The following is a 20,873-nucleotide window of genomic DNA, read 5'->3' on the forward strand; positions in this document are numbered from 1 at the left end:
AGGTCCGCCCTTCCCCTCACGTGGCCCAGACACCGCGTCGGTTCCACGTGGGCAGAGCTCGAGCCAGATCACGTGGCCCGGTGACGTGGATGGTGCCGGCCCGCACCGCCCGCGCCCACTCGAGCCGTCCCAGGTGCCACTGCGCGAGAGCCGTGGCTGGGCAGGTGACCGCGAGGTCCACCTCCATCCCGGGGTCGGTGAGGCACACCTCGGACTCGGCCCGATCGAAGATCACCCACATCTCCCGCTGCGTCGGGGGCTGGTCGGTGAAGAGGAAGCGCACCACCACCCGGCGTGGGGGCAGGAGCTCCGCAACCAGGGAGCGGGTGCACCAGCTGTGCAGGAGGAAACCCGGGTCGCTGTCCTGCGGGTTCAGCTCGAACCACTCCTCGGCCCAGTCGCCCATCGCGACCAGCACGGGGCGCAGCGCCAGCCCCGCGGCCGTCGGACGGTAGAGGTGGCCCCGCCCCCGGGGATGCGACTCGATCGTGATGACCCCCACCCGCTCCAGTTCGTGGAGCCGGGCACTGAGCAGCGTCCGCGACATGCCCGGGGCGCCGTCGGCCAGCTCGGTGAAGGTCTCGGCCCCGGAGAGCAGATTGCGCAGGACGATCGGGGTCCACCGCTCGGCGAGGACCTGGGAGGCCCGCGCGATGGGGCAGTACTGCCGGTACGTGCGCATGGACCAGTCTGCTCCCCGCGCCGCCGGGAGGGCCAGTACACATTTCGTCCTACCCAGGGGCCGTGCACGGCAACAGACTCGAATCGACCGCTCACGACTCCCCGGGAGGACCCCGTGACCACGCCAGCTCGCAGTCCGCTCGCGCACCCCCCGGAGGTCGAGCGCATCCACCGGCAGGTCCTGAGCGACGCCGGGCTGGACGCCTACACGCTGCGCACGAGTGACGGCGCCGGTGTCCACACGTTCGAGCGCGGCGTCGGACCCCCGGCGCTGATGCTCCACGGCTCGGGCAGCCCGGGGCTGCTGTGGTGGCCCCTGGTCCGACGGCTCGACGGCATCCGGGCGATCGTGGTCGACCGGCCCGGCTTCGGCCTGAGCGACCCGAGTGCTGCCGGCTTCGGTCCGTCGGAGAGTGTCGAGTGGGTCGGCGACGTCCTTGATGCCCTCGAGCTGCCGGCGGCCGTCATCGTCGGACACTCGATGGGTGGGCTCTGGGGGTTGCGCTTCGCGCTCGCGTGTCCGCACCGGGTCCGCGGCCTCGCGATGCTGGGTACACCGTCCCTCCCGGGCACCCGGGCGCCGCTTCCGTTCCGGCTGCTGGGCACCCCGGGCGTGCGTGCGGTGCTCGCCCGCCAGCGGGAGACCCCGGCGTCCTTCCACCGATTCGCCACCATGATCGGCGAAGGGGGCACGGTCGGTGCGCACCCCGAGCTGGTCGACCTCATGGTCGCCGTCGGCAATGACCCCGTGGCGGGCCGGGCCGTCCTGGACGAGGTCGGTCGACTGCTCTCGCCGTGGGGCCTGTTCAGCCGGACGGGCTTTCGACGCGACGTCCTCGTCGGCGAGGCGGAGCTGGGTCGGGTGGACGTCCCGACACTGCTGATGTGGGGCGAGAAGGACCCGGTGGGCAGTGGTCACGCGGCGCACCGCATCCAAGGGCTCATCCCCAACGCCGAGCTCGAGGTCGTCCCCGGCGGCCACGCGCCCTGGCTGGGTCAGGCGGCGACGCTCGCCACCACCCTGGTGGACTGGGTGCAGCGCTTGGGCGACTGGTGACGATCGTCGTCTGCAACGGCAGGCGCGCCTGCCGTCTCAGACCTCACCCCGCAGGATCACCCGGACGGCCGCCCGTGCCGAGTCGGGGTCAGGCGCGTCGAGGGCAGCACGTGCGGCCTGCTCGCACTGCTCACCCGTCACCCGCTCCAACTGGGCACCGACTGCGCGGACGGCGGCCGGCGCCATCGACAGGGAGGTGATGCCGAGACCGATGAGCACCGGGGCCAGGGTGGGGTCGGCCGCGGCCTCTCCGCAGACTCCGACCGGCTTGCCGGCACGCTGCCCGGCTCGCGCGGCCAGGGCCACGAGGTGCAGCACGGCGGGCTGCCAGGGATCGGACAAGTGCGCCAGGCCACTGGCCAGCCGGTCGGCAGCCATCGTGTACTGCGTGAGGTCGTTGGTGCCGATCGAGAGGAAGTCGGCCACCTCGAGCATCCGGTCGGCAAGCAGGGCTGCCGAGGGGACCTCGACCATCACACCGCCACGAAGTCCGTGGCGGTGGACCCGCGCGACGAAGTCCTCCGCCTCGGCCACCGTGGCGACCATCGGCGCCATCACCCATGGCCGCACCCCGGTCTCTTGCGCGGCGCGGGCGATCGCCTCGATCTGGCGGTCGAGCATGCTCGCGTCGTCGAAGGACAGCCGCAGCCCGCGGACCCCCAGGGCGGGGTTTCCCTCGTGGGCAGGGGTGGCATAGGCGATCGGCTTGTCCGATCCCGCGTCGAGGGTTCGCACGACCACGTGCTGGTCCTCGGCGAAGGCACGCAGGACCTCGGCATACACCTCGGCCTGGACCTGCACGGACGGCTCCTCGGCGGTGTCGAGGAAACACAGCTCAGTTCGAAAGAGGCCCACTCCCTCGACCGGGGCGTCGGCGGCCACCCTCGCCGAGGCGCCGTCGGCGACGTTCGCCAGCAGCTTGACCGGCCGGCCGTCCCGGGTCGTGCCCGGACCCGACCACGCGGCCTGGGCTGCACGCGAGGCCCGGTCGACATCGATCCAGCGCTCGGCCTCTGCCGGGTCCGGGTCGACATCGATGGTGCCGGCCATGCCGTCGACCAGGACTGGGGTGCCTGGCTGCAGACGTGTCACTCCGGCAGCCCCGACCACACAGGGCATACCGAGCTGGCGGGCGATGATGGCTGTGTGGCTGGTGGGTCCGCCGCCCTCGGTCACCAGCGCCACGACCCGGCTCGCGTCGAGCCCCGCGGTGTCGGCGGGGGCGAGATCCTCGGCGACGAGGACCGATGGCTCGGTCGGGACGGCGATGCCCGGCTCCGGCACACCGAGGATGTGGGCCACAACCCGACGCTCGATGTCGCGCAGGTCGGTGACGCGTTCGGCCATCAGTCCCCCGGCCTGGGTGAACAGGTCGACGAACTGCTCGACGGACCCGGTGACCGCACCCACCAGGTCCTCGTTGGCTTGGAGGCGTTTGCGGACGGCACCCCTCAGGCCCTTGTCCTTGACCAGTCCCGCCGTCGCGACGAGGACCTCCGACGTGGCCCCCGAGGCGGAGGCAGAGCGGCTCAGCAGTCGCTCGGCGACCTCCGCGACCGCAGCGTCGTAGGTGGCAAGGGCCTCTTCCGCGGGCACGGCCGGTCGTCGGCGATACTCCGCGATGACGTCCTGATCCAGCTGCTGCACGGCGTGCAGGACCGGCCCGAGGGCCACGCCTGGCACCACGGGGGTGCCGGTGAGTGAAGGGGGAACGTCCGCGCCGACAGGACTCATGTGATCGACCATGTACCGACCCTAGGGCGGCACCCGCTTGACAAGCAACACATTCAGGCATAAAACAACAGATACAAATCCCATCGAGGAAGATGACCTCATGATCGTCACCGTCACCGCCCACCCGAGCATCGACCGCACCGTCGAGCTCGCGGCTCCGCTGCATCGCGGCAGTGTCGGGCGTGCCCGGGCGATCTACGAGCAGGCGGCCGGCAAGGGCGTGAACATCTCACGGGTCGCGGTCGCCGCCGGAGTACCCACCCTCGCGGTCGTGCTCGCCGACGCGACGAGTACCTTCGCCCAGGACGTCGCGTCCGACGACATCCCCGCCAGCGCCATCGGCAACCTCGCCGTGCGGGTCAACCTGACCCTCACGGAGCCCGACGGCACGACGACCAAGGTCAACAGCAGCTCCGAGGAGGTCTCGACCGCTCAGCTCGACCTCCTGCGGGACGAGGTGATGCGCGCCGCCCGCGGCGCCTCCTGGGTCGTGCTGACCGGATCCCTCCCCCCGGGCGCGCCGACCCGGTGGTACGCCGACGTGGCCGCCCAGCTGGCGTCCGAGGCCGAGACGCAGGGGGTCAACGTCGCCATCGACACCTCCGACCACGCCCTGCGTGATGTCGTCGCAACGCTCGGCGACTGCCGGCCGGCCCTGCTCAAGCCGAACGCCGAGGAACTCGCGGGAGTGACCGGGGAGGACCCCGGCTCTCTCGAGGCCTCCCCTGACCGCGCCGCGGCTGCGGCACGACGACTCGTCGACGCCGGAGCACAGGCCGTCCTGGCCACGCTGGGGCCCGCAGGGGCAGTGCTGGTCACGTCACAGGGAGCCTGGCGAGCGGCCCCTCCCACCGTCTCGGTGGCGAGCACGGTCGGGGCCGGCGACAGCAGCCTCTTCGGCTACCTGCGGGCCGCCCTGGAGGGCCTCGCCCCCGCTCCGTGCCTGGCCAGTGCCGTCGCCTACGGCGCAGCAGCGACGACCCTGCCGGGCACCACGCTCCCGATCTCCGACCAGGTCCACCCCGAGCTCGTCGAGGTCACTGCCCTGAGCGGCGAGACCCCTTCGCCCGTCGGGAGCTAGCTCTCCCGAACCGTCACGACCCCAACCACACACCAGGAGCCAAGATGCCCAGCCAACTCGTTACGGTCGGGTCCCGCGTCGGACTGCACGCCCGCCCGGCATCGATCATCGCCGCCGCCGCCGCAGAGCTCGACGCCGAGGTGACCCTGAACGTCCCTGACGGTGATCCGGTGGATGCGTCGTCGGCACTCCTGATCATGACCTTGGGTGCCGAGCTCGGCGACACGGTCGAGGTGAGCAGCGACGCCGCCGAGGCATTGGCCACCATCGCCGACCTCGTGGCCCGCGACCTCGACGAGGAGTAGGGCGCGAGCCTAGGCCAGGACCAGGTGCGGACCGGCCGTCGCGATCTCCTCGCGCTGCTCGGCCGCGAGCCCGGTGTCACTGATGACCACGTCGACCTCGTCGAGGCGTGCGAAGCGGATCGCCGCCTCGACGCCGAACTTGCTGGCGTCGGCGAGGACGACGACCCGACGGGCGACCTCGAGCATCGCTCGCTTCGTCGCGGCCTCGTCGCGATCGGGCGTCGAGAGCCCGTGTCCGCTGGTCAGGCCGTTGGTGCCCAGGAAGACGGTGTCCACCCGCAGCGCCTCGATCGCCTTCACCGTCAGCGGGCCCACCGCGGCCTGAGTCGTGAACCGCACCCGCCCCGGCAGCAGGTGCAACTCGATCTGTGGCGCCGTGGCGAGCCGGGCCGCCAGCGGCACCGCGTGCGTGACCACCACGAGCGGGTGGTCGCGAGGTAGCCGGCTGATCAGGCGGGCGGTCGTGGACCCGGCGTCGATGAGCACGGTCGAGCCCGACGCGGGCAACTCATCCAGAGCGGCTTTGGCGATCCGGTCCTTCGCTGCGGTGTTGGCGGCGTCGCGGTCCGAGAGGCGGAACTCGACGTGAGGAAGCGCGTTCGCCGCAACTGCGCCGCCGTGGACCCGACGGACCAGACCGATCCGCTCCAGCGCGGACAGGTCGCGTCGGACGGTCTCGGTGGTGACGCCGAAGGTCTCTGCCAGCGCCAGCACCGCGAGCCGACCGCGATCGGTCACGAGCTCGGCGATCGCCTGCTGCCGCTCCTCGGCGTACATCTACGAACTCCTCATCGGCCGCTACCCCGGTCGGGCGTACCGACCGAGGATAGCGGCGTCGGCTCCAGGGCCGGACTACGGCTCGACGGTGACCTTGATCGCCTCGCCCTGCTTCACGATCTGGAAGGCCTCCAGAACCCGGTCCAACGGGATGCGCTCGGTGATCAGGTCCTTTACCGGCACCTGGCCGGTGGCGATGTACTCCAGGGCGCGCTTGTTGTGCTCCGGGGCGGACCCGTTGGCTCCGTGGATGTGCAGCTGGCGATAGTGCACCACGTTGGAGTCGCAGGTGATGGTCGGGTCGTTCTTGGGCAGGCCGCCGAAGAAGGAGATCCGGCCGTTGCGGGCGGCCATGGAGATCGCCTGCTCCTGGGTCACGTTCGCCGAGGTGGCGGTGATGACCACGTCGGCCCCACGTCCACCGGTGAGCTCCATGACGCGCTCGACCACGTCGACCTCCGCGCCGTTGATGGTCTCCTCGGGGTGCACCGCGTCAGCAGACATCTTCAGCCGGGCGTCGTTCACGTCGACGAGGTAGACCGGTCCGGCGCCGTGCACGCCTCGTGCCACCCGGATGTGCATGCAACCGATCGGGCCGGCCCCGAAGACCACGACGGTGTCGCCCTCCTCGATGTCGAGCAGCTCCTGCGCGTTGATCGCACAGGCGAGCGGCTCTGCGGCTGACGCCTCGTCGAAGCCGACGTTGTCGGGGACACGGTTGAGTCCATCCACTGCGAGGACCTCACGCGGGACGACCATGTACTCCGCGAAGCCTCCGTCGTACTGGTAGCCGACGGAGGTCTGGTTCTGGCAGACCGCCATCCAGCCCTTGCGGCACTCGTGGCAGTCACCGCAGGGCACCGCGGCGATCACCTGGGCGCGATCCCCGACCGTCCAGTCGGTCCCGTACCGGTCGTTGACCTCGGCACCGACCTCGACGACCTCGCCCGCGATCTCGTGACCGGTGATCCGCGGCGGGGTGAGGTTCTGGTGGCCGTTGTAGAAGATCTTCACGTCGGTTCCGCAGGTGCTGCAGTTGCGCACCCGCAGCTTGACCTCCCCGGGGCCGCACTCGGGCTCGGGGACGTCCTCCACTCGCACGTCCTCAGGGGCATAGAAGCGCAGCGCCTTCATCTCGTTCTCCTTCAGGTTCACCAGGGCTTGATCCAGACCCACCATACGCTGAACTCGCCCTACTCCAACACGAACGGGCAAGAAATTTTGCCCGAGTGCTTGGCAATGCACCCGGCCGTGCGGTTTACTTCAAGGCAAGAGAACGTGACCGGAGTCACCGGTCGGCGAAATCGGAGGCACGGGATGACCACCACCACTGAGGCGGCTCGAAGCGGAGTGCGGGTGCGCATTCAACACTTCGGAACGTTCCTGTCCAGCATGATCATGCCGAACATCGGCGCGATCATCGCCTGGGGACTGATCACTGCGTTCTTCATCCCGGACGGGTGGACACCCAACGAGAAGATCGCCACGATGGTCGGCCCGACCATCATCTATCTGCTGCCGATCCTCATCGCCTACACCGGCGGCAAGATCGTCTACGACGTGCGAGGCGGTGTCGTGGGGGCCACCTCCGTCATCGGCGTCATCATGGCCACCAGTGACCCGCTCTTCGTCGGTGACGAGGGCGCCTCACCGATGTTCCTCGGCGCCATGATCATGGGTCCGCTCACGGCGTACCTCATGAAGCGCCTCGACGCCCTCTGGGCCGGCCGGATCAGACCTGGCTTCGAGATGCTCGTCGACAACTTCTCCGCCGGGATCCTCGCCGGGCTCATGGCGATCGGCGGCATGTTCGCCCTCGCCCCGGTGCTGCGGGAGATCATCAGCTGGCTCGGCACGGGGGTGAGCTTCCTCGTCGACCACTCCCTGCTCCCGGCCACCTCGCTCTTCATCGAGCCGGCCAAGGTCATGTTCCTCAACAACGCGATCAACCACGGCGTGCTCACCCCGCTGGGGGTCCAGGAGGCGGCCGAGCAGGGCAAGTCGATCCTCTTCATGCTCGAGGCCAACCCCGGCCCCGGCCTGGGACTGCTTCTCGCCTACACCTTCTTCGGGCGCGGTGTTGCCAAGGCTGCGGCGCCGGGTGCGGTGATCATCCAGTTCTTCGGCGGCATCCACGAGGTCTACTTCCCCTTCGTCCTGATGAAGCCCAAGATGATCCTGGCGACGGTCGCGGGTGCGATGACCGGGATCGCGCTGATGACCGCATTCGACGTCGGCCTGCGTGCCCCCGCGGCCCCGGGCTCGATCTTCGCGGTCTACGCCCAGACGCCGGGTGGCGACTTCCTCGGTATCAGCGCGGGAGTCTTCGGCGCAGCCCTGGTCTCGTTCCTCGTGGGCGCAGTGCTCCTCCGGCTGGACCGCAGCGATGACGAGGGCGACCTGGCAGGAGCCACCACGCAGATGGAGTCCCTGAAGGGCAAGGAGTCCGCGGCCGCTCGGTCACTGTCGACCCAGCGCGATCCCCAGGGAGGGCCGATCAGGTCGATCGTCTTCGCCTGCGACGCCGGCATGGGCTCCTCCGCCATGGGCGCCTCCGTGCTGCGGCGCAAGATCGAGGCAGCCGGCCACGCGGACGTGACCGTGGTCAATCAGGCGATCGCCAGCCTCGACGACGTCTACGACGTGGTCGTCTCGCACCAGGACCTCTCCGCGCGAGCCCGGGAGCGGACTCCCTCGGCGACCCACGTGACGGTGGAGAACTTCATGGGATCCCCGCGGTACGACGAGATCGTGGAGATGGTCGCCGCGGCCAACAGCGACACCGGCGGCCCACAGCCCGCTGGCGACTCCGCCGGAAGTGACGCGGAGATCCTCGCCGCCGAGTCGGTGGTCCTGTCCGGCACGGCGACCAACCGTGACGATGCGATCACCGAAGCAGGTCGGTTGCTCGTGGACGCCGGCGCCGTGGACCCGTCCTACGTCGACTCGATGCACGAGCGCGAGCAGTCGGTGTCCACGGCGATGGGCAACCTGCTGGCGATCCCCCACGGGACCAACGAGGCGAAGGACTCCATCCATCGCACGGCGCTGTCCTTCGTGCGCTACTCCGAGGACATCGACTGGGCGGGCAAGCCGACCAGGTTCGTCATCGGTATCGCCGGTGCCGGCAAGGACCACCTGCCCGTGCTCGGGCAGATCGCCCAGGTCTTCTCCGACCCGGACAAGGTCGCCGAGTTGGAGGGTGCCCAGTCGGTGGAGGCGGTCCGGGCCATCCTCGGCGAGGTGGTCTCCCACCCTCGTGCCCACACCTGATCCACCGAGCGGTGGACCCGGCACGGCCCGTTGGGTCCCTTCCTCGCTGATGCGCTCACCGGAGGGGGCGTGCGTCCTATCACGTGAAGGTGACGTGGGTCGTACCGCTCTCGGCCACGTCGACCGTCACCAGGTGGGTGCGGTCGAGACCACTCAGGTCGTCCCACAGCCGAAGGCCTCGGCCGAGCAGGATCGGGGCGATCATGACGTGCAGGTGATCGACCAGCCCGGCGCGCAGGACGTCGCCGATGGAGGGTGGTCACTCCACCAGCCCCTCCACTGCGGATCGTCGGGGAAGGTGTGCAGGCCGAACATGGCCGCGCCCATGATCTCGGCACCGACGCCCTCGAAGTGCGCGGCGGCGTAGGTGTCGTCGACACCGGTGGTGGCGGTGCCGGTGGTGTCCCCCAGCACGAGCTCGTGGCAGGTTCGGGTCGCGGCCAGCACGCGGGTCAGGCACAGGCTCCGGGCCCGCGAGAGACGCGACCACAAAGACCACAAAGACGTCGGTGAGCACTAGTTCCCAGCGGCCCTTCGCCCTGCCAGCGTGACGCCCATCACGACATCAGTTGGCAACGACGCCTACGAAAGGGAATCCCATGACACTCACCCGGACCCGCCGCACAGTTGCTGCGGCGACGACCGCGCTGTTCCTCGCTGGCGGAGTCGGCGCCTGCAGTGACAGCTCCGAAGGGGGCGACGCCGCGGGGGGTGACGCCGAAGCCTTCGGGAGCGAATCGATCGAGTTCATGGTGCCCTCGGGTGCGGGCGGTGGCTGGGATTCCACGGCCCGCGCCATGCAAAAGGTCATGGAGGACGAAGAGATCGTCAGCGGCGGCATCAACGTCAGCAATGTCGAGGGTGGCGGCGGAGCCACCGGTCTGGGCCAGTTGCAGAACGAGTCCGGCGACGGTCACCAGTGGATGATGACGGGGCTGGTCATGATCGGCTCCCTGAAACAGGCTGGCGGCGAGCTGTCCCTGACCGAAAACGCCACGCCGATCGCCACGCTGACCAGCGAGGCGGAGGCCTTCGTCGTCCCCAAGGACTCGGACTACCAATCCATCCAGGACGTCATCGACGACTACGAGAAGGACCCGAAGAACGTCACCTGGGGTGGCGGCAGCGCGGGCGGGTCGGACCAGCTCGTCATCGCTGAGCTGCTGAAGACGGCGGAGCTGGACGCCGGGGCGCACACCTACGTGCCATACGACGGCGGCGGCGAGTTGCTCACCGGCCTGTCCAACGGTGATGTCGAGGTCGGCAGCTCCGGACTCTCGGAGTTCCTGCCCCAGATCGAGAGCGGCGACCTGCGCCTGCTGGCGATCTCCACCGATGAGGAGATCGACATCGGTGGCGAAACCGCGCCCACCCTCATCGACGAGGGGTACGACATGAACTTCGCCAACTGGCGCGGCATGGTTGCCGCTCCGGGAACCTCGGACGAGGACATCGCCTCCATCACGGCGCTGCTCGACGAGATGCGGGAGACGGACGCTTGGGAGAAGCAGCTGGAGCAGAACAACTGGACCGACTTCTACAAGACCGGCGACGAAGCAGCGGACTACTACGACAGCGAGGTCGAGCGGGTCGACGCGCTCTACAAGGACCTGGACCTGTGAGCCACGAATCCACCCCCGGTGCGGCGTCTTCCTCCCCCAGTGCGGGGCGAGAGGGGCCGCACCCCGCTGGCCCGCTGATCGCCGGAGTGGTGATGGTGACCTTCGGGGTCGTCCTGCTCCTGCAGATCTCCTCCATCGAGCCCAGGCCGGGTCTGCCGGTTGGTCCGCGCCTGTTCCCGACCGTCATCATTTCGGCCTTCCTTGCCCTTTCCACGGTCTACCTCGGACAACAGGTCGTGCGGCTGCTGCGCGGGCTGCCGGGTTTGGATGCTGAGAAGTTCGGCCATCCGATTCAGGTCGCACTGATGCTCGTGCTGTTGGCCGCATACACCATGGCCTTGGAGCCACTGGGTTACGTCGTCAGCACGATCATCTTCTTCGTCGTCGCTGCCAGGGTTCTCGGGTCCCGCCGCCTTGCGCGCGACCTCATCATCAGCATGATCCTCGCCCCCGGGATCTACTACCTCTTCGACCAGGTCCTGCGGGTCACGCTGCCTCAGGGGGTGCTGCCGGTATGAGCGCCTTCGCGGACCTCTGGGGCGGTCTGGCGACCGTCCTCACTCCGGAGAACCTCTTCTTCGCCTTCCTCGGGGTTCTGCTCGGGACCGCAGTGGGCATCCTGCCCGGCATCGGCCCCGCGGTCACGATCGCGCTCCTGCTGCCGGTGGCCACCGAGCTGGGCGGCCCCACGTCGGCCCTGATCATGTTCGCCGGGATCTACTACGGCGCCATGTACGGCGGATCGACCACCTCGATCCTGCTCAACACGCCAGGAGAATCAGCGTCGGTGGCCACGGCCATCGAGGGCAACCTCATGGCCAAGAACGGTCAAGCGCGTGCCGCACTGGCGACCGCCGCCATCGGCTCCTTCGTCGCGGCCGTGATCTCCACCTTCCTGCTGGTGCTCATTGCCAAGCCCGCCGCCGAGCTGGCGACCACCGTCCAGGCCTCCACCTATGTTGCGTTGATGTTGTTGGCGCTGATGACGGTGACCGCTTTGGTCGGCAAATCCGTGATCCGCGGGCTGTGCTCGCTGACTCTTGGTATGGCCATCGCGATGATCGGCATCGATCCACAGGCGGCCTCTCCCCGACTGACCTTCGGCAAGATCGACCTTCTGGGTGGTATCGACGTCGTCCTGGTCGTCATCGGGTTGTTCGCCATCGGTGAGACGCTCTATGTGCTCGGCAAGGGACGCACCAAGCCGGGCCACATGACACCCCTGGGCGTCAGCGAAGGCGGGTTCCTGTGGCTCACTCGCGAGCAGTGGGGACGTTCGTGGGGTCCTTGGCTGCGCGGTGCCGGTGTGGGCTTCCCGTTCGGAGCACTGCCCTCCGGGGGCGCCGAGTTGCCGACCTTCATGTCCTTCGCCTACGAGAAGAACCGGTCCAAGGGTCGCAAAGAATTCGGCAAGGGCGCAATCGAAGGTGTGGCCGGCCCGGAAGCCGCCAACAACGCGTCCTTCTCCGGCGTCCTCGTCCCCCTCCTGACCCTGGGTCTGCCCACGTCAGCCACGGCGGCGATCATGATCGCGGCGTTCAAGCAGTTCAACATCCAGCCGGGTCCGCGCCTCTTCGAAACCTCCGGGGACCTGGTGTGGGCGCTGATCGCGTCGCTGCTGGTCGGCAACATCATGCTGTTGGTGTTGAACCTGCCGCTGATCCGGCTGTGGGTGAAGGTCCTCGAGATCCCTCGTCCGGTGCTGTATGCCGGGATCCTGGTCTTCGCGGTCCTCGGCATCTACGCGACCACCGGCAACCGGACCCTGATCCTCATCGCGCTCGCGATCGGCATCCTGGGATACGCGATGCGCCAGTTCGACTTCCCGCTGGCACCCGCCATCCTCGGTGTCATTCTGGCCAAGGAGATGGAGGCGCAGTTCCGACGAGCTCTGACCTCCAGCCAGGGGGACTTGTCGATCTTCTACACCCGGCCCATGACGGTGGCCATCCTCATCCTGGCGTTGCTGGCGCTGGTCCTGCCCCTGCTTCCCCAGCTGATCGCCCGCATCCGCGGCCGTGCACCGGCTGAGAAGCTCGGATTCGGTGAGGAGGACTGACCACGATGGAGGTCGACCCGACGGGTGGCCGGCTACCGAGCACTCCCCAGCTCGCTGAGCAGTGTGGCCACCCGTTGGTCCTCCTCTTCCAGGAACTCTCCGAACTCTTCCCCGGTCAGCAGAGCATCGGTCCAGCCGTGTTGCCTGGCCGCCGCCTTCCACGTCGACGTCGCGCGCATTTCGCGGACCAGGTCGATCAACCGACTGCGCTGCGCCTGCGGCAGCCCGGGTGGCGCCATGACTCCGCGCCAGTTGGCGAACTCGACGTCATAGCCCAACTCCCGCATCGTCGGAGCCTTCATGCCGGGGATCGACGTGGCCGAGGTCAGGGCAAGGGTGCGTACCGAACCGGCGCGGACCTGGTCGGCAGTCTCCAGGACTCCCGTGACGGCGACATCGATGTCACCGCCGAGCAACGCGGCCAGCAGCGGCCCGCCGCCGTCGTACTGCTCGTACTGCACCTCCTTGACCGGGATGCCCACTTCTTCCGCGATGGCGTACGCGGCCAGGTGATCCGGTCCGCCGGGCGAGGAACCGCCACCGACCACCACCTGTTGGGGATCGTCTCTCCACTCCTGGACGAGGTCGTCGAGGGAGCGCGCACCGTTCTTGGCGTGCACCACGACCACTTCCGGCTCGGTCAACAGGCGGGCGATCGGGGTGGCCTGATCGAGTCGGACGGTGGTGTCCTGACTGTGCACAGCACCGACCACGCCGAGGCCCATCATCAGCAGCAGCTGATCGTTGCCGCGCTCGTGCACGATCCGAGCCAGGCCCGCCGAACCGCCGCCACCCTCGAGGTTGAACACTTCCGGCCGCTCGGCGATCTCTTCCTCATCGACCGCGGCAGCCATCACGCGGGCCGTGGTGTCGTATCCCCCACCGGTGGCATTGGGCACGAGAACGCGCATCGGCACATCCGGGTGGCGCACGTCGGTCGAACACGCGATCAAGAGGCAGCAACACATCATCGCGACCACGGTTGCCCTTCGCATGCGGTCGAGCGTAGTGCCGCTGCGATGAGTCATGCGCCACACTCGGGCTTGTGAAGCCGCGCCTGACCCTCGCTTCTCAGCTCCTGGGCCTTCAGGGGCTGATCGTGCTGGCCGTGATCCTGCTCGTCACGCCGGTCACCGTGGCGCAAGCAGATCGGGCCTTCCAGCGCACCGAGACTCGCCGAGTGCTGGCCACCGCGGAGAACATCGCCGGCACCCTCGTGGTGCAGCAGGGTTTGGCCGGCGACGATGGCGGTGTCGCCGGTGAGGCCGAGCGGATCCGCAGCACCTCGGGACTGGACTACGTGGTCGTGCTGGATGAGGACCGGGAGGTGGTGTACGACTCCGACCCCGGCATCGAGGACTCCCTTCCGCCGGGGACCCAGTCCACGGTGAGTGTGGAGGACCACGGCGACGATGAGTCGATTCAGGCCCAGGTCCCGGTCACTGCGGTGTCCACGACCGGTGGCGACGAGGTCGGCGACATCGTCGGCTACGTGATCATCGGGCGCAACTACCCCACCCTGCTCGAGCAGATCAGTGCCGCCGCCCCGTCACTGCTGGGCTACGTCCTGATCGGTAGCGTGATCGGGCTCGGTGGTTCTCTCCTGCTCTCGCGGCGGATCAAACGGCAGACCCTGGGCCTGGAGCCGACGGAGATCCGCGGTCTCGTCGAGCATCGTGAGGCGCTGCTGCACGGCCTGCGCGAAGGTGTCGTGGGGGTTGATCCGGACGGCACCTGCACGCTCATCAACGACGAAGCCACGCGATTGTTGGAGATCCCGCGGGTCCGCGTCGGTGAGAGCATCGCCTCGCTCGACCTGTCGGAGTCGCTGGTGGGCATCCTCACCGGAAACTCTCCGGCGCACGACCTGGCACTCACTCGCGGTGCACGGATTCTGGTGTTGAACCAGATGCCGGTGCGACACCAGGGTCGGCTCATCGGGTGGGTCACCACCATCCGCGATCGCACCGAGCTGATGGAGCTCACCCGCCAAGTCGACGTGTGGCGCAGTACGACCGACACGCTGCGCGCGCAGACCCACGAGTTCTCCAACTATCTGCACACCATCTCCGGACTGATCGAGATCGGCGCCTACTCGGACGTCGCGACCTTCGTGAACCAGCAAGCTCGCGCGCACGATGACTGGGTGGACCACGTGCTGCGACTCATCCTGGACCCATCGGTGGCGGCCTTGCTGGTGGCCAAGGGAAGTCGTGCCGCCGAGCGCGGGGTCTCCCTCATCCTCGATCAGGGCAGCAGCATGGAGTCGTTGAACGAATCTCTGACAGCCCCGACCCTGACCGTGGTCGGCAACCTCGTGGACAACGCACTGGACGCTGTCGAACCTCCGGCTGGCGAAGTCGTCGTCCACATCGCCCGCTCGGGGAGCGATTTGGAAGTCACGGTGAGTGACAATGGGCCAGGAGTGGCGGAGCCCGCGCTGAGCAACATGTTCGAGGCGGGGTACTCGACGAAGGGGAGCACCCAGCCGGGCGGTCGGGGATGGGGACTGGCGCTCGTCGGACTGACGTGCGAACAGCATGGCGGCTCGGCGAGTTATCACCGCGACGGCGAAGGGGAGCAGGCGCGGACGTCCTTCGTCGCCATACTCCCGATCGAACAGGAGGTGTCGGTATGACGCAGACCCCCGCGCCAGCACGGGTAGTGATCGTTGACGACGACTTCATGGTGGTGCGCGTGCACCGCGGCTTCCTGGAGAGCATTCCCGGGTTCAATGTCGTCGGCGACGCCGGCAACGCGGCCGAGGCCCTCCAGGCAGTCGAAGACCTCGAACCGGATCTGGTACTGCTCGACATCTACCTGCCGGACCGTTCGGGCCTGGAGGTCCTGCGCGCCCTTCGCACCCGGGAGCGACCCGTCGACGTCATCGTGGTCACCGCGGCACGCGACGTCCAGACGGTGCAGTCCGCGCACCACGGAGGTGTGGCCCACTACCTCGTCAAACCCTTCACCCGGGACGAGTTGGCCCGGCGGCTGCGCGACTGGCAGACGCGGCACGACCACCTGTCCAGCGCCGCCACTCACGGGCGAGACCTCGGGCAGGGCGACATCGACCGGCTCTTCACCGGGGTCACCCGGCGCAAGCCGAACCTGCCCAAAGGGTTGTCCGCCGAAACCCTGTCTCTGGTTGCTCGGACCGTGCACGAGGCCGCCACCCCGTTGACTGCGGCCGGGTGCGCCGAGCGCACCGGCCTGGCCCGGGTGACGGCGCGCAGATACCTGACCTTCTTGGCCGATGCAGAACGCGTACGCGCGGTTCCTCGATACGGCCAGCAAGGACGCCCCGAACTGACCTATGAGTGGGTCTCCTGACGCCCCCTCCGGAACTCCCGACCGGGCATCGACTCGGGCGCAGGGTGGCACCATCATCGTCCCCGGATGCGTCGCCGCACGCGGCAACTCGTTGCCGGCGCCAATGGCTAGGCTCGACGGCATGAGTGATCGACCGGTGTTCCACACTCTGGCTCTCGATTGCGCGGACCCGCGCACCGTGGCCGGCTTCTACGTGGAACTGCTCGGCTACGCCGTCTCTGCGGACAGCGACGACGACTGGGTCACGATCACCGGGCCCGGGCCACGGATGAGCTTCCAGCTCGCACCCGACCACGTGCCGCCGACCTGGCCGAGGCAGGAGGTTCCTCAGCAGGCACACGTTGACTTCTTCGTCACCGACATCGTCGCCGCGCACCAGCGGGTGCTCGCGCTCGGAGGCCGTGCGATCGACCCGGTCGAGCCCCCCGCGCCGTCACCGGCGCGGGGGTTTCGCGTCTACGCGGACCCGGCCGGACACCCCTTCTGCCTGTGCCGACCCACGCCCCACGCCTGGTGACGGCTCCCTCCGCGAGTCGGCATCCCAGGGGTTCACCGACACGATCGCCCGCGAGGTCGGCTATACCCCCGACGCGGCCTTCAGCCGAGCCTTCCACCGCCGCTTCGGCTCGCCCCCACGTCGATGGCGGAGTCTCGACACCACAACGGTCGGTCGAGCGGCAGGGTCCGAATAGGAGCGGTTCTGCGGTGCCTCGGAGCCCGCCGGCAGGGTCGATCGCCCGTGCCCAGGGGACCGCTACCGCGGCATCTTCAGCAACCACGGCGACACCCCGTCCGGGCGCTGGGTCCAGCCCCGGCGCGCAACAACGAGAATTCACCGACGGGCAGCCGTGTCGGGTCGTAGGATCATCCGATGCAATCACTGACCTACTACGTGGCCGCCTCTGCCGATGGATACATCGCCGGCCCGGATGGGCAGTTCGACTTCTTCCACTTCGACGGTGACCTCGCCGAGTGGATCATCGAGGAGTACCCCGAAACCCTGCCGGTGCACGCCCGCGCGGCTCTGGGAATCAGTGAGCGCGACAACCGCCATTTCGGCACCGTCATCATGGGCCGGCGCACCTACCAACCCGCCCTGGACGCAGGCATCACCAGCCCCTACCCGCACCTGCGCCAGTTCGTCTGCTCCACAACCTTCACGTCGAAGGACCAGGACGTGGAGGTGGTCGCTGCAGACCCGGCGGGTCGTGTGCGCGAGTTGAAGAACACCGATGGAGCCGGGATCTGGCTTGCCGGCGGCGGCAACCTGGCCGGCGAGCTGCGCACCGAGATCGACGAGCTGGTGATCAAACGCAACCCCATCGTGCTCGGCGCCGGGACACCACTCGTCGACGGATCGTTCGCACCGCAGCCCTTCGACCGGATCAGCTCCCGGACCTTCGACAGCGGCGTGGTCGTCGAGATCTACCGCCGTCCCAAGTGACCTCGGTACCCGGCGAGCGGCGTTGGCCGGGAAGTTCCGGGAGGTGCAGGTGGGGGTCCAGCGAGAGACCGCGGGGATCCCAGCGGGTCCGGCGAGGCGTTCGGCGGATACCCGAGGCAATGCCTCGATATTCCCCACGCGAGGAGCACGTCGCCATCAACCAACCTGATCCACAACCGACGGGTCCCCAAGGGGCCCCAGGGCAGTCGCCCGGCCCGCAAGAACCATGAGGAGGGCCCCGCCAGCGGGCAGACTCAGCAGCGATGCGCCGCCTCCTCGGCCTCGCTCGCAGCAATACGCCGGCTGAGAAGTGCCGCGGTGAAGAAGCAGAGCGCTCCGGTGAATGTTCCGGCGTTCGCCCAGAAGAGACTCACCATCGTGCCGGTGGATGGTGCCACGTAGGCACCCACCGCGGATGCGGCGAAAAGCACCGATCCCGCCATGTTCAACCACGTGCATCGCCAGGTTCGCGCGTGTGGGTCCCAGAGCCGGTCTCGCTGTGTGGTGGCGGCGACCGCAAGCAGACTGGAGGCGAGGAACGCCACCGACCCGAACGCGTCCGGGCGCCAGCCGTCCTCACCGCGGGTCGATGAGGTCATCGCCGTGATCAGCACCACCAGCGTGCTCACATTGAACAGGATGGTCCCGGCAAACTGGATGGCCGCCGACAGCCAGTCTTCGACGTCCGGGCGGTTGGAGCCCCGGCGCAGAAGCGGCCGACCGCTCAGAGCCAGCTGCACAGCCGCTGCCAGCGTGAAGAACACGGAACCGACGAAGAAGGTCAGCGCATCCACCACCGGACCCACCGCCAGCGCGTAGGCGGGCACGGAACCCAGCATGAACAGCAGGGAGCCGATGGCGAATCCCCGGGCCTCACGCCGCAGGCGCAAGTTCCGAGTGCGCACGACCGACATGTTCAATGCCCTTTGAACGCGTCGGTGGTGATCGATCGGGCGTTCTCGAGTGCCGATGCGAGATGGGGGGTCAGCCCGGCGGGCACCGTCCGGCGAGCGCTCACGGCCTCGAACACGACGTCGGGGCCCTCCTCAGTAGCCGTGTTGACGATGCTGCGTCACGTCCTCCACGAAAAGCGTTGCACTGGTCATGCCGATCCGCTCCTTCATCAACCGGCCAGGCGGTCGATCCGGCCCCATCCGAGTCGGACGCTTCCCACGCTAGGGCAGATACCGACAATGGGGGAGAAGTTGTCGAAGACGACACCTTCAACGCGATCGATCAGTGACCGCCGCGGTGGGGACGCCACCTGCTTCACGCCGCAGCTTGCACGATCAGCCGGCGAAGTGGTTCGGCGAACCACCGGTGTCAGTCAGACGCGACTGCTGTCGGATCAGAATCCGCCGGAGTCCTTCGCCATGTTCGAGAACCGCGCGTAGTGCCCCTGGAAGCCCAGGACGATGTCCGCGGTCGGGCCGTTTCGGTGCTTGGCGACGATGACGTCGGCTTCCCCTTCGCGCTCGGACTCGGGGCCGCGCTCACGGTGCAGCAGGATGACGAGGTCGGCGTCCTGCTCGATGGAGCCACTCTCACGCAGGTCGCTCATCGCGGGCCGCTTGTCGGTGCGCTGCTCGGGGCCACGGTTGAGCTGGCTGATCGCGATGACAGGGACCTCGAGCTCCTTGGCCAGCAGCTTCAGCGCACGGGAGAACTCCGAGACCTCCTGCTGACGCGACTCGACCTTCTTGCCCGAGGTCATCAGCTGCAGGTAGTCGATGACGATGAGGCGCAGGTTGTGCTGCTGCTTCAGCCGTCGGGCCTTGGCGCGGATCTCCATCAGGGCGAGGTTCGGCGAGTCGTCGATGTAGAGCGGGCTGTCGCTGATCCGCCCCACCACGCGGGAGAGCTTGCGCCAGTCCGGGTCGCTCATCTTGCCGCGACGCAGGTGCTGCAGCTGGATGCTCGCCTCCGCCGCGAGCACACGCATCGTGATCTCGCTGCGACTCATCTCGAGGGAGAAGATCGCCGTGGCCATCCCGTGGTGGATCGCCGCTGCGCGGGCGATGTCCACTCCCATCGTCGATTTGCCGACAGCCGGCCTCGCCGCGATGACGACCATCTGGCCGGCGTGCAGGCCGTGCGTCAGCTCGTCGAGATCGGCGAAGCCCGTCGGCACGCCGGTCATCTCGTCGGTGCGCCCGGCGGCGACCTCGATCTCGGTCATCGTGTCGTTGAGGGTGTCCCAGAGGGGGGCGTAGTCCTCGCCGCCGCGCTTCTCCGCGACGGTGTAGACCTCCGCCTGCGCGGCGTTGACGATGTCCTCGACGTCGCCGCCGCCCTGGGCATAGCCCATCTGGACGATCTTCGTCCCCGCCTCGACCAGCCGGCGCAGCACCGCCCGCTCAGCGACGATCTGCGCGTAGTACCCGGCATTGGCCGCGGTCGGCACCGACTGGATGAGGTCGTGGAGGTAGGCCTGACCGCCCGCGCGCTGCAGGTCGCCCCGCTTGCTCAGCTCGTCGGCGACGGTGATCGCGTCGGCCGGCTCACCCCGCGAGTAGAGGTCGACGACCGCGTCGAAGATCAGCTCGTGAGCGGGACGGTAGAAGTCCTTGCTGCGGACCGCCTCGTTGACGTCACCGATGGCGTCCTTGCTCAGCAGCATGCCGCCGAGCACCGACTGCTCCGCGCCGACGTCCTGCGGCGGCAGGCGGTCGTGGGGTCCCGACGAGTAGGAAGGTGCGTCGCTGCTGTAGACGCTCGTGTCCATCTCGCTCGTCGTCACCGTGATGCCCTCCGTGTGCCTGCCGGACGACCCCCGACGAAGGGGGCTCCGCTCACCCCGCGAAGGGGGCGTCAAAGCAGGGTCGCACCCGCCACTGACAACACCAAACAACCCTGTGGACGAGGATGTGGACAAACTGTGGACGACGCGCCATGTGACTGTGCACAGCCCGTGGACAACCCTGTGGACCCACGCGCACCCAGCCCGACGACACGCCCCCTGACCTGCGCAAACGCTGCCGAGAGCGTGTGGAGCACAGATTCTTTTCGCGTCGGCCATCCACAGGCGCACGACACGCCGCACTCACAGTTTCGGGTTCTGCGCAACTCGGGGGCCACCTCGTGGTCACCCCCGATCCACCTCAGCGTCGGGACCCGACGTCCTCGGTGAGGATGAGACGAAATCCTGCTCGTCGGTGAACGCGTGGAGGCATCCCGGGTCGGGGCCGAGGGACGTGCTCACCCGGCGCGTCCGTAGCGCACCCGGGCCCGCTCCTTCGCCTTCGCGGCCTCGACCTCACGGTCCTTGGGCTCGGCACTGGTGACGAGGTGGTCGAGCAGGTCCTGGGTCACCGCGGCGATCTCCTCGACCGCCGCGTCGAAGGCCGCCTGGTTGGCCTGGCTCGGCTTGCTCGACCCGCTGACCTTGCGCACGTACTGCAGCGCGGCGGCGCGCACCTCATCGCCCGTCGCGGGCGGCTCGAAGTTGTGCAGCTGTCGGATGTTTCGGCACATGGCACCCAGTCTCCTCCCAGGCGTGACGGAAGG

21 protein-coding genes are annotated in these 20,873 nt (G+C 68.5%); 11 read left to right on the plus strand and 10 right to left on the minus strand.

Annotated features, from left to right (window positions below):
- Positions 1–16 precede the first annotated feature (16 nt).
- The gene (locus tag ACR9E9_RS02275; protein WP_435201276.1) at positions 17–682 is read right to left on the minus strand and encodes a winged helix-turn-helix transcriptional regulator; all 666 of its coding nucleotides are present in this window, start codon (positions 680–682) and stop codon (positions 17–19) included.
- A 114-nt stretch (positions 683–796) separates the two neighbouring features.
- Here ACR9E9_RS02275 and ACR9E9_RS02280 point away from each other — a divergent pair, with 114 nt between their 5' ends.
- Positions 797–1,738 carry an alpha/beta fold hydrolase gene (locus ACR9E9_RS02280; protein ID WP_435201278.1) on the plus strand — a complete coding sequence of 314 codons (942 nt, stop codon included), beginning with the start codon at positions 797–799 and terminating at the stop codon, positions 1,736–1,738.
- Between the two features lie 36 nt (positions 1,739–1,774).
- Here the strand turns inward: ACR9E9_RS02280 and ptsP are convergent, their stop codons facing one another.
- A complete protein-coding gene (gene ptsP / locus ACR9E9_RS02285; RefSeq protein WP_435201280.1) occupies positions 1,775–3,472 on the minus strand; it encodes a phosphoenolpyruvate--protein phosphotransferase in 1,698 nt (565 codons plus the stop codon).
- 100 nt (positions 3,473–3,572) lie between these two features.
- On the opposite strand from ptsP, the gene ACR9E9_RS02290 reads away from it, so the two are divergent.
- Together ACR9E9_RS02290 and ACR9E9_RS02295 are read left to right on the plus strand one after the other, a co-directional pair.
- Positions 3,573–4,553, plus strand: coding sequence for a 1-phosphofructokinase family hexose kinase (locus ACR9E9_RS02290; protein WP_435201282.1), 981 nt, complete (start codon positions 3,573–3,575; stop codon positions 4,551–4,553).
- Between the two features lie 44 nt (positions 4,554–4,597).
- A complete protein-coding gene (locus tag ACR9E9_RS02295; protein ID WP_435201284.1) occupies positions 4,598–4,858 on the plus strand; it encodes an HPr family phosphocarrier protein in 261 nt (86 codons plus the stop codon).
- Positions 4,859–4,867: 9 nt separating this feature from the next.
- Here ACR9E9_RS02295 and ACR9E9_RS02300 read toward each other — a convergent pair whose 3' ends face one another.
- A complete protein-coding gene (locus ACR9E9_RS02300) occupies positions 4,868–5,635 on the minus strand; it encodes a DeoR/GlpR family DNA-binding transcription regulator (protein ID WP_435201286.1) in 768 nt (255 codons plus the stop codon).
- A gap of 75 nt (positions 5,636–5,710) precedes the next feature.
- The gene (locus ACR9E9_RS02305; RefSeq protein WP_435201288.1) at positions 5,711–6,790 is read right to left on the minus strand and encodes a zinc-dependent dehydrogenase; all 1,080 of its coding nucleotides are present in this window, start codon (positions 6,788–6,790) and stop codon (positions 5,711–5,713) included.
- Positions 6,791–7,027: 237 nt separating this feature from the next.
- Here ACR9E9_RS02305 and ACR9E9_RS02310 point away from each other — a divergent pair, with 237 nt between their 5' ends.
- Positions 7,028–8,908: a PTS mannitol transporter subunit IICBA gene (locus tag ACR9E9_RS02310; RefSeq protein ID WP_435201290.1), complete on the plus strand. Its 1,881-nt coding sequence runs from the start codon at positions 7,028–7,030 to the stop codon at positions 8,906–8,908.
- A gap of 79 nt (positions 8,909–8,987) precedes the next feature.
- On the opposite strand, the gene ACR9E9_RS02315 is transcribed toward ACR9E9_RS02310, so the two are convergent.
- Positions 8,988–9,113: a hypothetical protein gene (locus tag ACR9E9_RS02315; RefSeq protein WP_435201292.1), complete on the minus strand. Its 126-nt coding sequence runs from the start codon at positions 9,111–9,113 to the stop codon at positions 8,988–8,990.
- Positions 9,110–9,355: a hypothetical protein gene (locus tag ACR9E9_RS02320; RefSeq protein ID WP_435201293.1), complete on the minus strand. Its 246-nt coding sequence runs from the start codon at positions 9,353–9,355 to the stop codon at positions 9,110–9,112. Before ACR9E9_RS02320 ends, ACR9E9_RS02315 begins: the two co-directional genes overlap by 4 nt.
- A gap of 152 nt (positions 9,356–9,507) precedes the next feature.
- Between ACR9E9_RS02320 and ACR9E9_RS02325 the strand changes: the two genes are divergently transcribed.
- The 3 genes from ACR9E9_RS02325 to ACR9E9_RS02335 are packed head-to-tail and all read left to right on the plus strand — an operon-like array spanning position 9,508 to position 12,589.
- Positions 9,508–10,530 carry a Bug family tripartite tricarboxylate transporter substrate binding protein gene (locus tag ACR9E9_RS02325; RefSeq protein WP_435201295.1) on the plus strand — a complete coding sequence of 341 codons (1,023 nt, stop codon included), beginning with the start codon at positions 9,508–9,510 and terminating at the stop codon, positions 10,528–10,530.
- The gene (locus tag ACR9E9_RS02330; RefSeq protein ID WP_435201297.1) at positions 10,527–11,048 is read left to right on the plus strand and encodes a tripartite tricarboxylate transporter TctB family protein; all 522 of its coding nucleotides are present in this window, start codon (positions 10,527–10,529) and stop codon (positions 11,046–11,048) included. Before ACR9E9_RS02325 ends, ACR9E9_RS02330 begins: the two co-directional genes overlap by 4 nt.
- Complete coding sequence (locus ACR9E9_RS02335) at positions 11,045–12,589, plus strand: tripartite tricarboxylate transporter permease (RefSeq protein ID WP_435201299.1); 1,545 nt, start codon at positions 11,045–11,047, stop codon at positions 12,587–12,589. The genes ACR9E9_RS02330 and ACR9E9_RS02335 overlap by 4 nt, the downstream gene beginning before the upstream one ends.
- A 32-nt stretch (positions 12,590–12,621) precedes the next feature.
- Here ACR9E9_RS02335 and ACR9E9_RS02340 read toward each other — a convergent pair whose 3' ends face one another.
- Positions 12,622–13,617, minus strand: coding sequence for a Bug family tripartite tricarboxylate transporter substrate binding protein (locus ACR9E9_RS02340; protein WP_435201301.1), 996 nt, complete (start codon positions 13,615–13,617; stop codon positions 12,622–12,624).
- A 17-nt stretch (positions 13,618–13,634) separates the two neighbouring features.
- Between ACR9E9_RS02340 and ACR9E9_RS02345 the strand changes: the two genes are divergently transcribed.
- The 4 genes from ACR9E9_RS02345 (at position 13,635) to ACR9E9_RS02360 (ending at position 17,366) form a co-directional block, all read left to right on the plus strand.
- Positions 13,635–15,227 carry an ATP-binding protein gene (locus tag ACR9E9_RS02345; RefSeq protein ID WP_435201303.1) on the plus strand — a complete coding sequence of 531 codons (1,593 nt, stop codon included), beginning with the start codon at positions 13,635–13,637 and terminating at the stop codon, positions 15,225–15,227.
- Positions 15,224–15,922, plus strand: coding sequence for a response regulator (locus tag ACR9E9_RS02350; RefSeq protein ID WP_435201304.1), 699 nt, complete (start codon positions 15,224–15,226; stop codon positions 15,920–15,922). Before ACR9E9_RS02345 ends, ACR9E9_RS02350 begins: the two co-directional genes overlap by 4 nt.
- 121 nt (positions 15,923–16,043) lie before the next feature.
- Positions 16,044–16,439, plus strand: coding sequence for a VOC family protein (locus ACR9E9_RS02355; RefSeq protein WP_435201306.1), 396 nt, complete (start codon positions 16,044–16,046; stop codon positions 16,437–16,439).
- A 354-nt stretch (positions 16,440–16,793) separates the two neighbouring features.
- Complete coding sequence (locus ACR9E9_RS02360; protein ID WP_435201308.1) at positions 16,794–17,366, plus strand: dihydrofolate reductase family protein; 573 nt, start codon at positions 16,794–16,796, stop codon at positions 17,364–17,366.
- 254 nt (positions 17,367–17,620) lie between these two features.
- Here ACR9E9_RS02360 and ACR9E9_RS02365 read toward each other — a convergent pair whose 3' ends face one another.
- The 3 genes from ACR9E9_RS02365 to ACR9E9_RS02375 all read right to left on the minus strand — a co-directional run bounded on the left by ACR9E9_RS02365 (position 17,621) and on the right by ACR9E9_RS02375 (position 20,840).
- Positions 17,621–18,280, minus strand: a complete 660-nt coding sequence (locus tag ACR9E9_RS02365) for a hypothetical protein (protein WP_435201310.1) — start codon at positions 18,278–18,280, stop codon at positions 17,621–17,623.
- Positions 18,281–18,714: 434 nt separating this feature from the next.
- Positions 18,715–20,091, minus strand: a complete 1,377-nt coding sequence (dnaB, locus tag ACR9E9_RS02370) for a replicative DNA helicase (protein ID WP_435203557.1) — start codon at positions 20,089–20,091, stop codon at positions 18,715–18,717.
- Between the two features lie 473 nt (positions 20,092–20,564).
- Complete coding sequence (locus ACR9E9_RS02375; RefSeq protein ID WP_435201312.1) at positions 20,565–20,840, minus strand: DUF2277 domain-containing protein; 276 nt, start codon at positions 20,838–20,840, stop codon at positions 20,565–20,567.
- Positions 20,841–20,873: the final 33 nt, after the last annotated feature.

It is taken from the genome of Janibacter sp. GS2 (genome assembly GCF_051200835.1).
In the GTDB taxonomy this organism is placed as follows: domain Bacteria; phylum Actinomycetota; class Actinomycetes; order Actinomycetales; family Dermatophilaceae; genus Janibacter.

What these genes read in the sequence shown, in the direction of transcription:
- ACR9E9_RS02275 (WP_435201276.1), bottom strand. Translation starts at nt 682, where the DNA reads ATGCGCACGTACCGGCAGTACTGCCCCATCGCGCGGGCCTCCCAGGTC.
- ACR9E9_RS02295 (WP_435201284.1), top strand. Translation starts at nt 4,598, where the DNA reads ATGCCCAGCCAACTCGTTACGGTCGGGTCCCGCGTCGGACTGCACGCC.
- ACR9E9_RS02365 (WP_435201310.1), bottom strand. Translation starts at nt 18,280, where the DNA reads ATGTCGGTCGTGCGCACTCGGAACTTGCGCCTGCGGCGTGAGGCCCGG.
- ACR9E9_RS02350 (WP_435201304.1), top strand. Translation starts at nt 15,224, where the DNA reads ATGACGCAGACCCCCGCGCCAGCACGGGTAGTGATCGTTGACGACGAC.
- ACR9E9_RS02355 (WP_435201306.1), top strand. Translation starts at nt 16,044, where the DNA reads ATGAGTGATCGACCGGTGTTCCACACTCTGGCTCTCGATTGCGCGGAC.
- ACR9E9_RS02290 (WP_435201282.1), top strand. Translation starts at nt 3,573, where the DNA reads ATGATCGTCACCGTCACCGCCCACCCGAGCATCGACCGCACCGTCGAG.
- ACR9E9_RS02325 (WP_435201295.1), top strand. Translation starts at nt 9,508, where the DNA reads ATGACACTCACCCGGACCCGCCGCACAGTTGCTGCGGCGACGACCGCG.
- ACR9E9_RS02315 (WP_435201292.1), bottom strand. Translation starts at nt 9,113, where the DNA reads ATGATCGCCCCGATCCTGCTCGGCCGAGGCCTTCGGCTGTGGGACGAC.
- ptsP (WP_435201280.1), bottom strand. Translation starts at nt 3,472, where the DNA reads ATGAGTCCTGTCGGCGCGGACGTTCCCCCTTCACTCACCGGCACCCCC.
- ACR9E9_RS02335 (WP_435201299.1), top strand. Translation starts at nt 11,045, where the DNA reads ATGAGCGCCTTCGCGGACCTCTGGGGCGGTCTGGCGACCGTCCTCACT.
- ACR9E9_RS02340 (WP_435201301.1), bottom strand. Translation starts at nt 13,617, where the DNA reads ATGACTCATCGCAGCGGCACTACGCTCGACCGCATGCGAAGGGCAACC.
- dnaB (WP_435203557.1), bottom strand. Translation starts at nt 20,091, where the DNA reads ATGGACACGAGCGTCTACAGCAGCGACGCACCTTCCTACTCGTCGGGA.
- ACR9E9_RS02375 (WP_435201312.1), bottom strand. Translation starts at nt 20,840, where the DNA reads ATGTGCCGAAACATCCGACAGCTGCACAACTTCGAGCCGCCCGCGACG.
- ACR9E9_RS02360 (WP_435201308.1), top strand. Translation starts at nt 16,794, where the DNA reads ATGCAATCACTGACCTACTACGTGGCCGCCTCTGCCGATGGATACATC.
- ACR9E9_RS02300 (WP_435201286.1), bottom strand. Translation starts at nt 5,635, where the DNA reads ATGTACGCCGAGGAGCGGCAGCAGGCGATCGCCGAGCTCGTGACCGAT.
- ACR9E9_RS02310 (WP_435201290.1), top strand. Translation starts at nt 7,028, where the DNA reads ATGATCATGCCGAACATCGGCGCGATCATCGCCTGGGGACTGATCACT.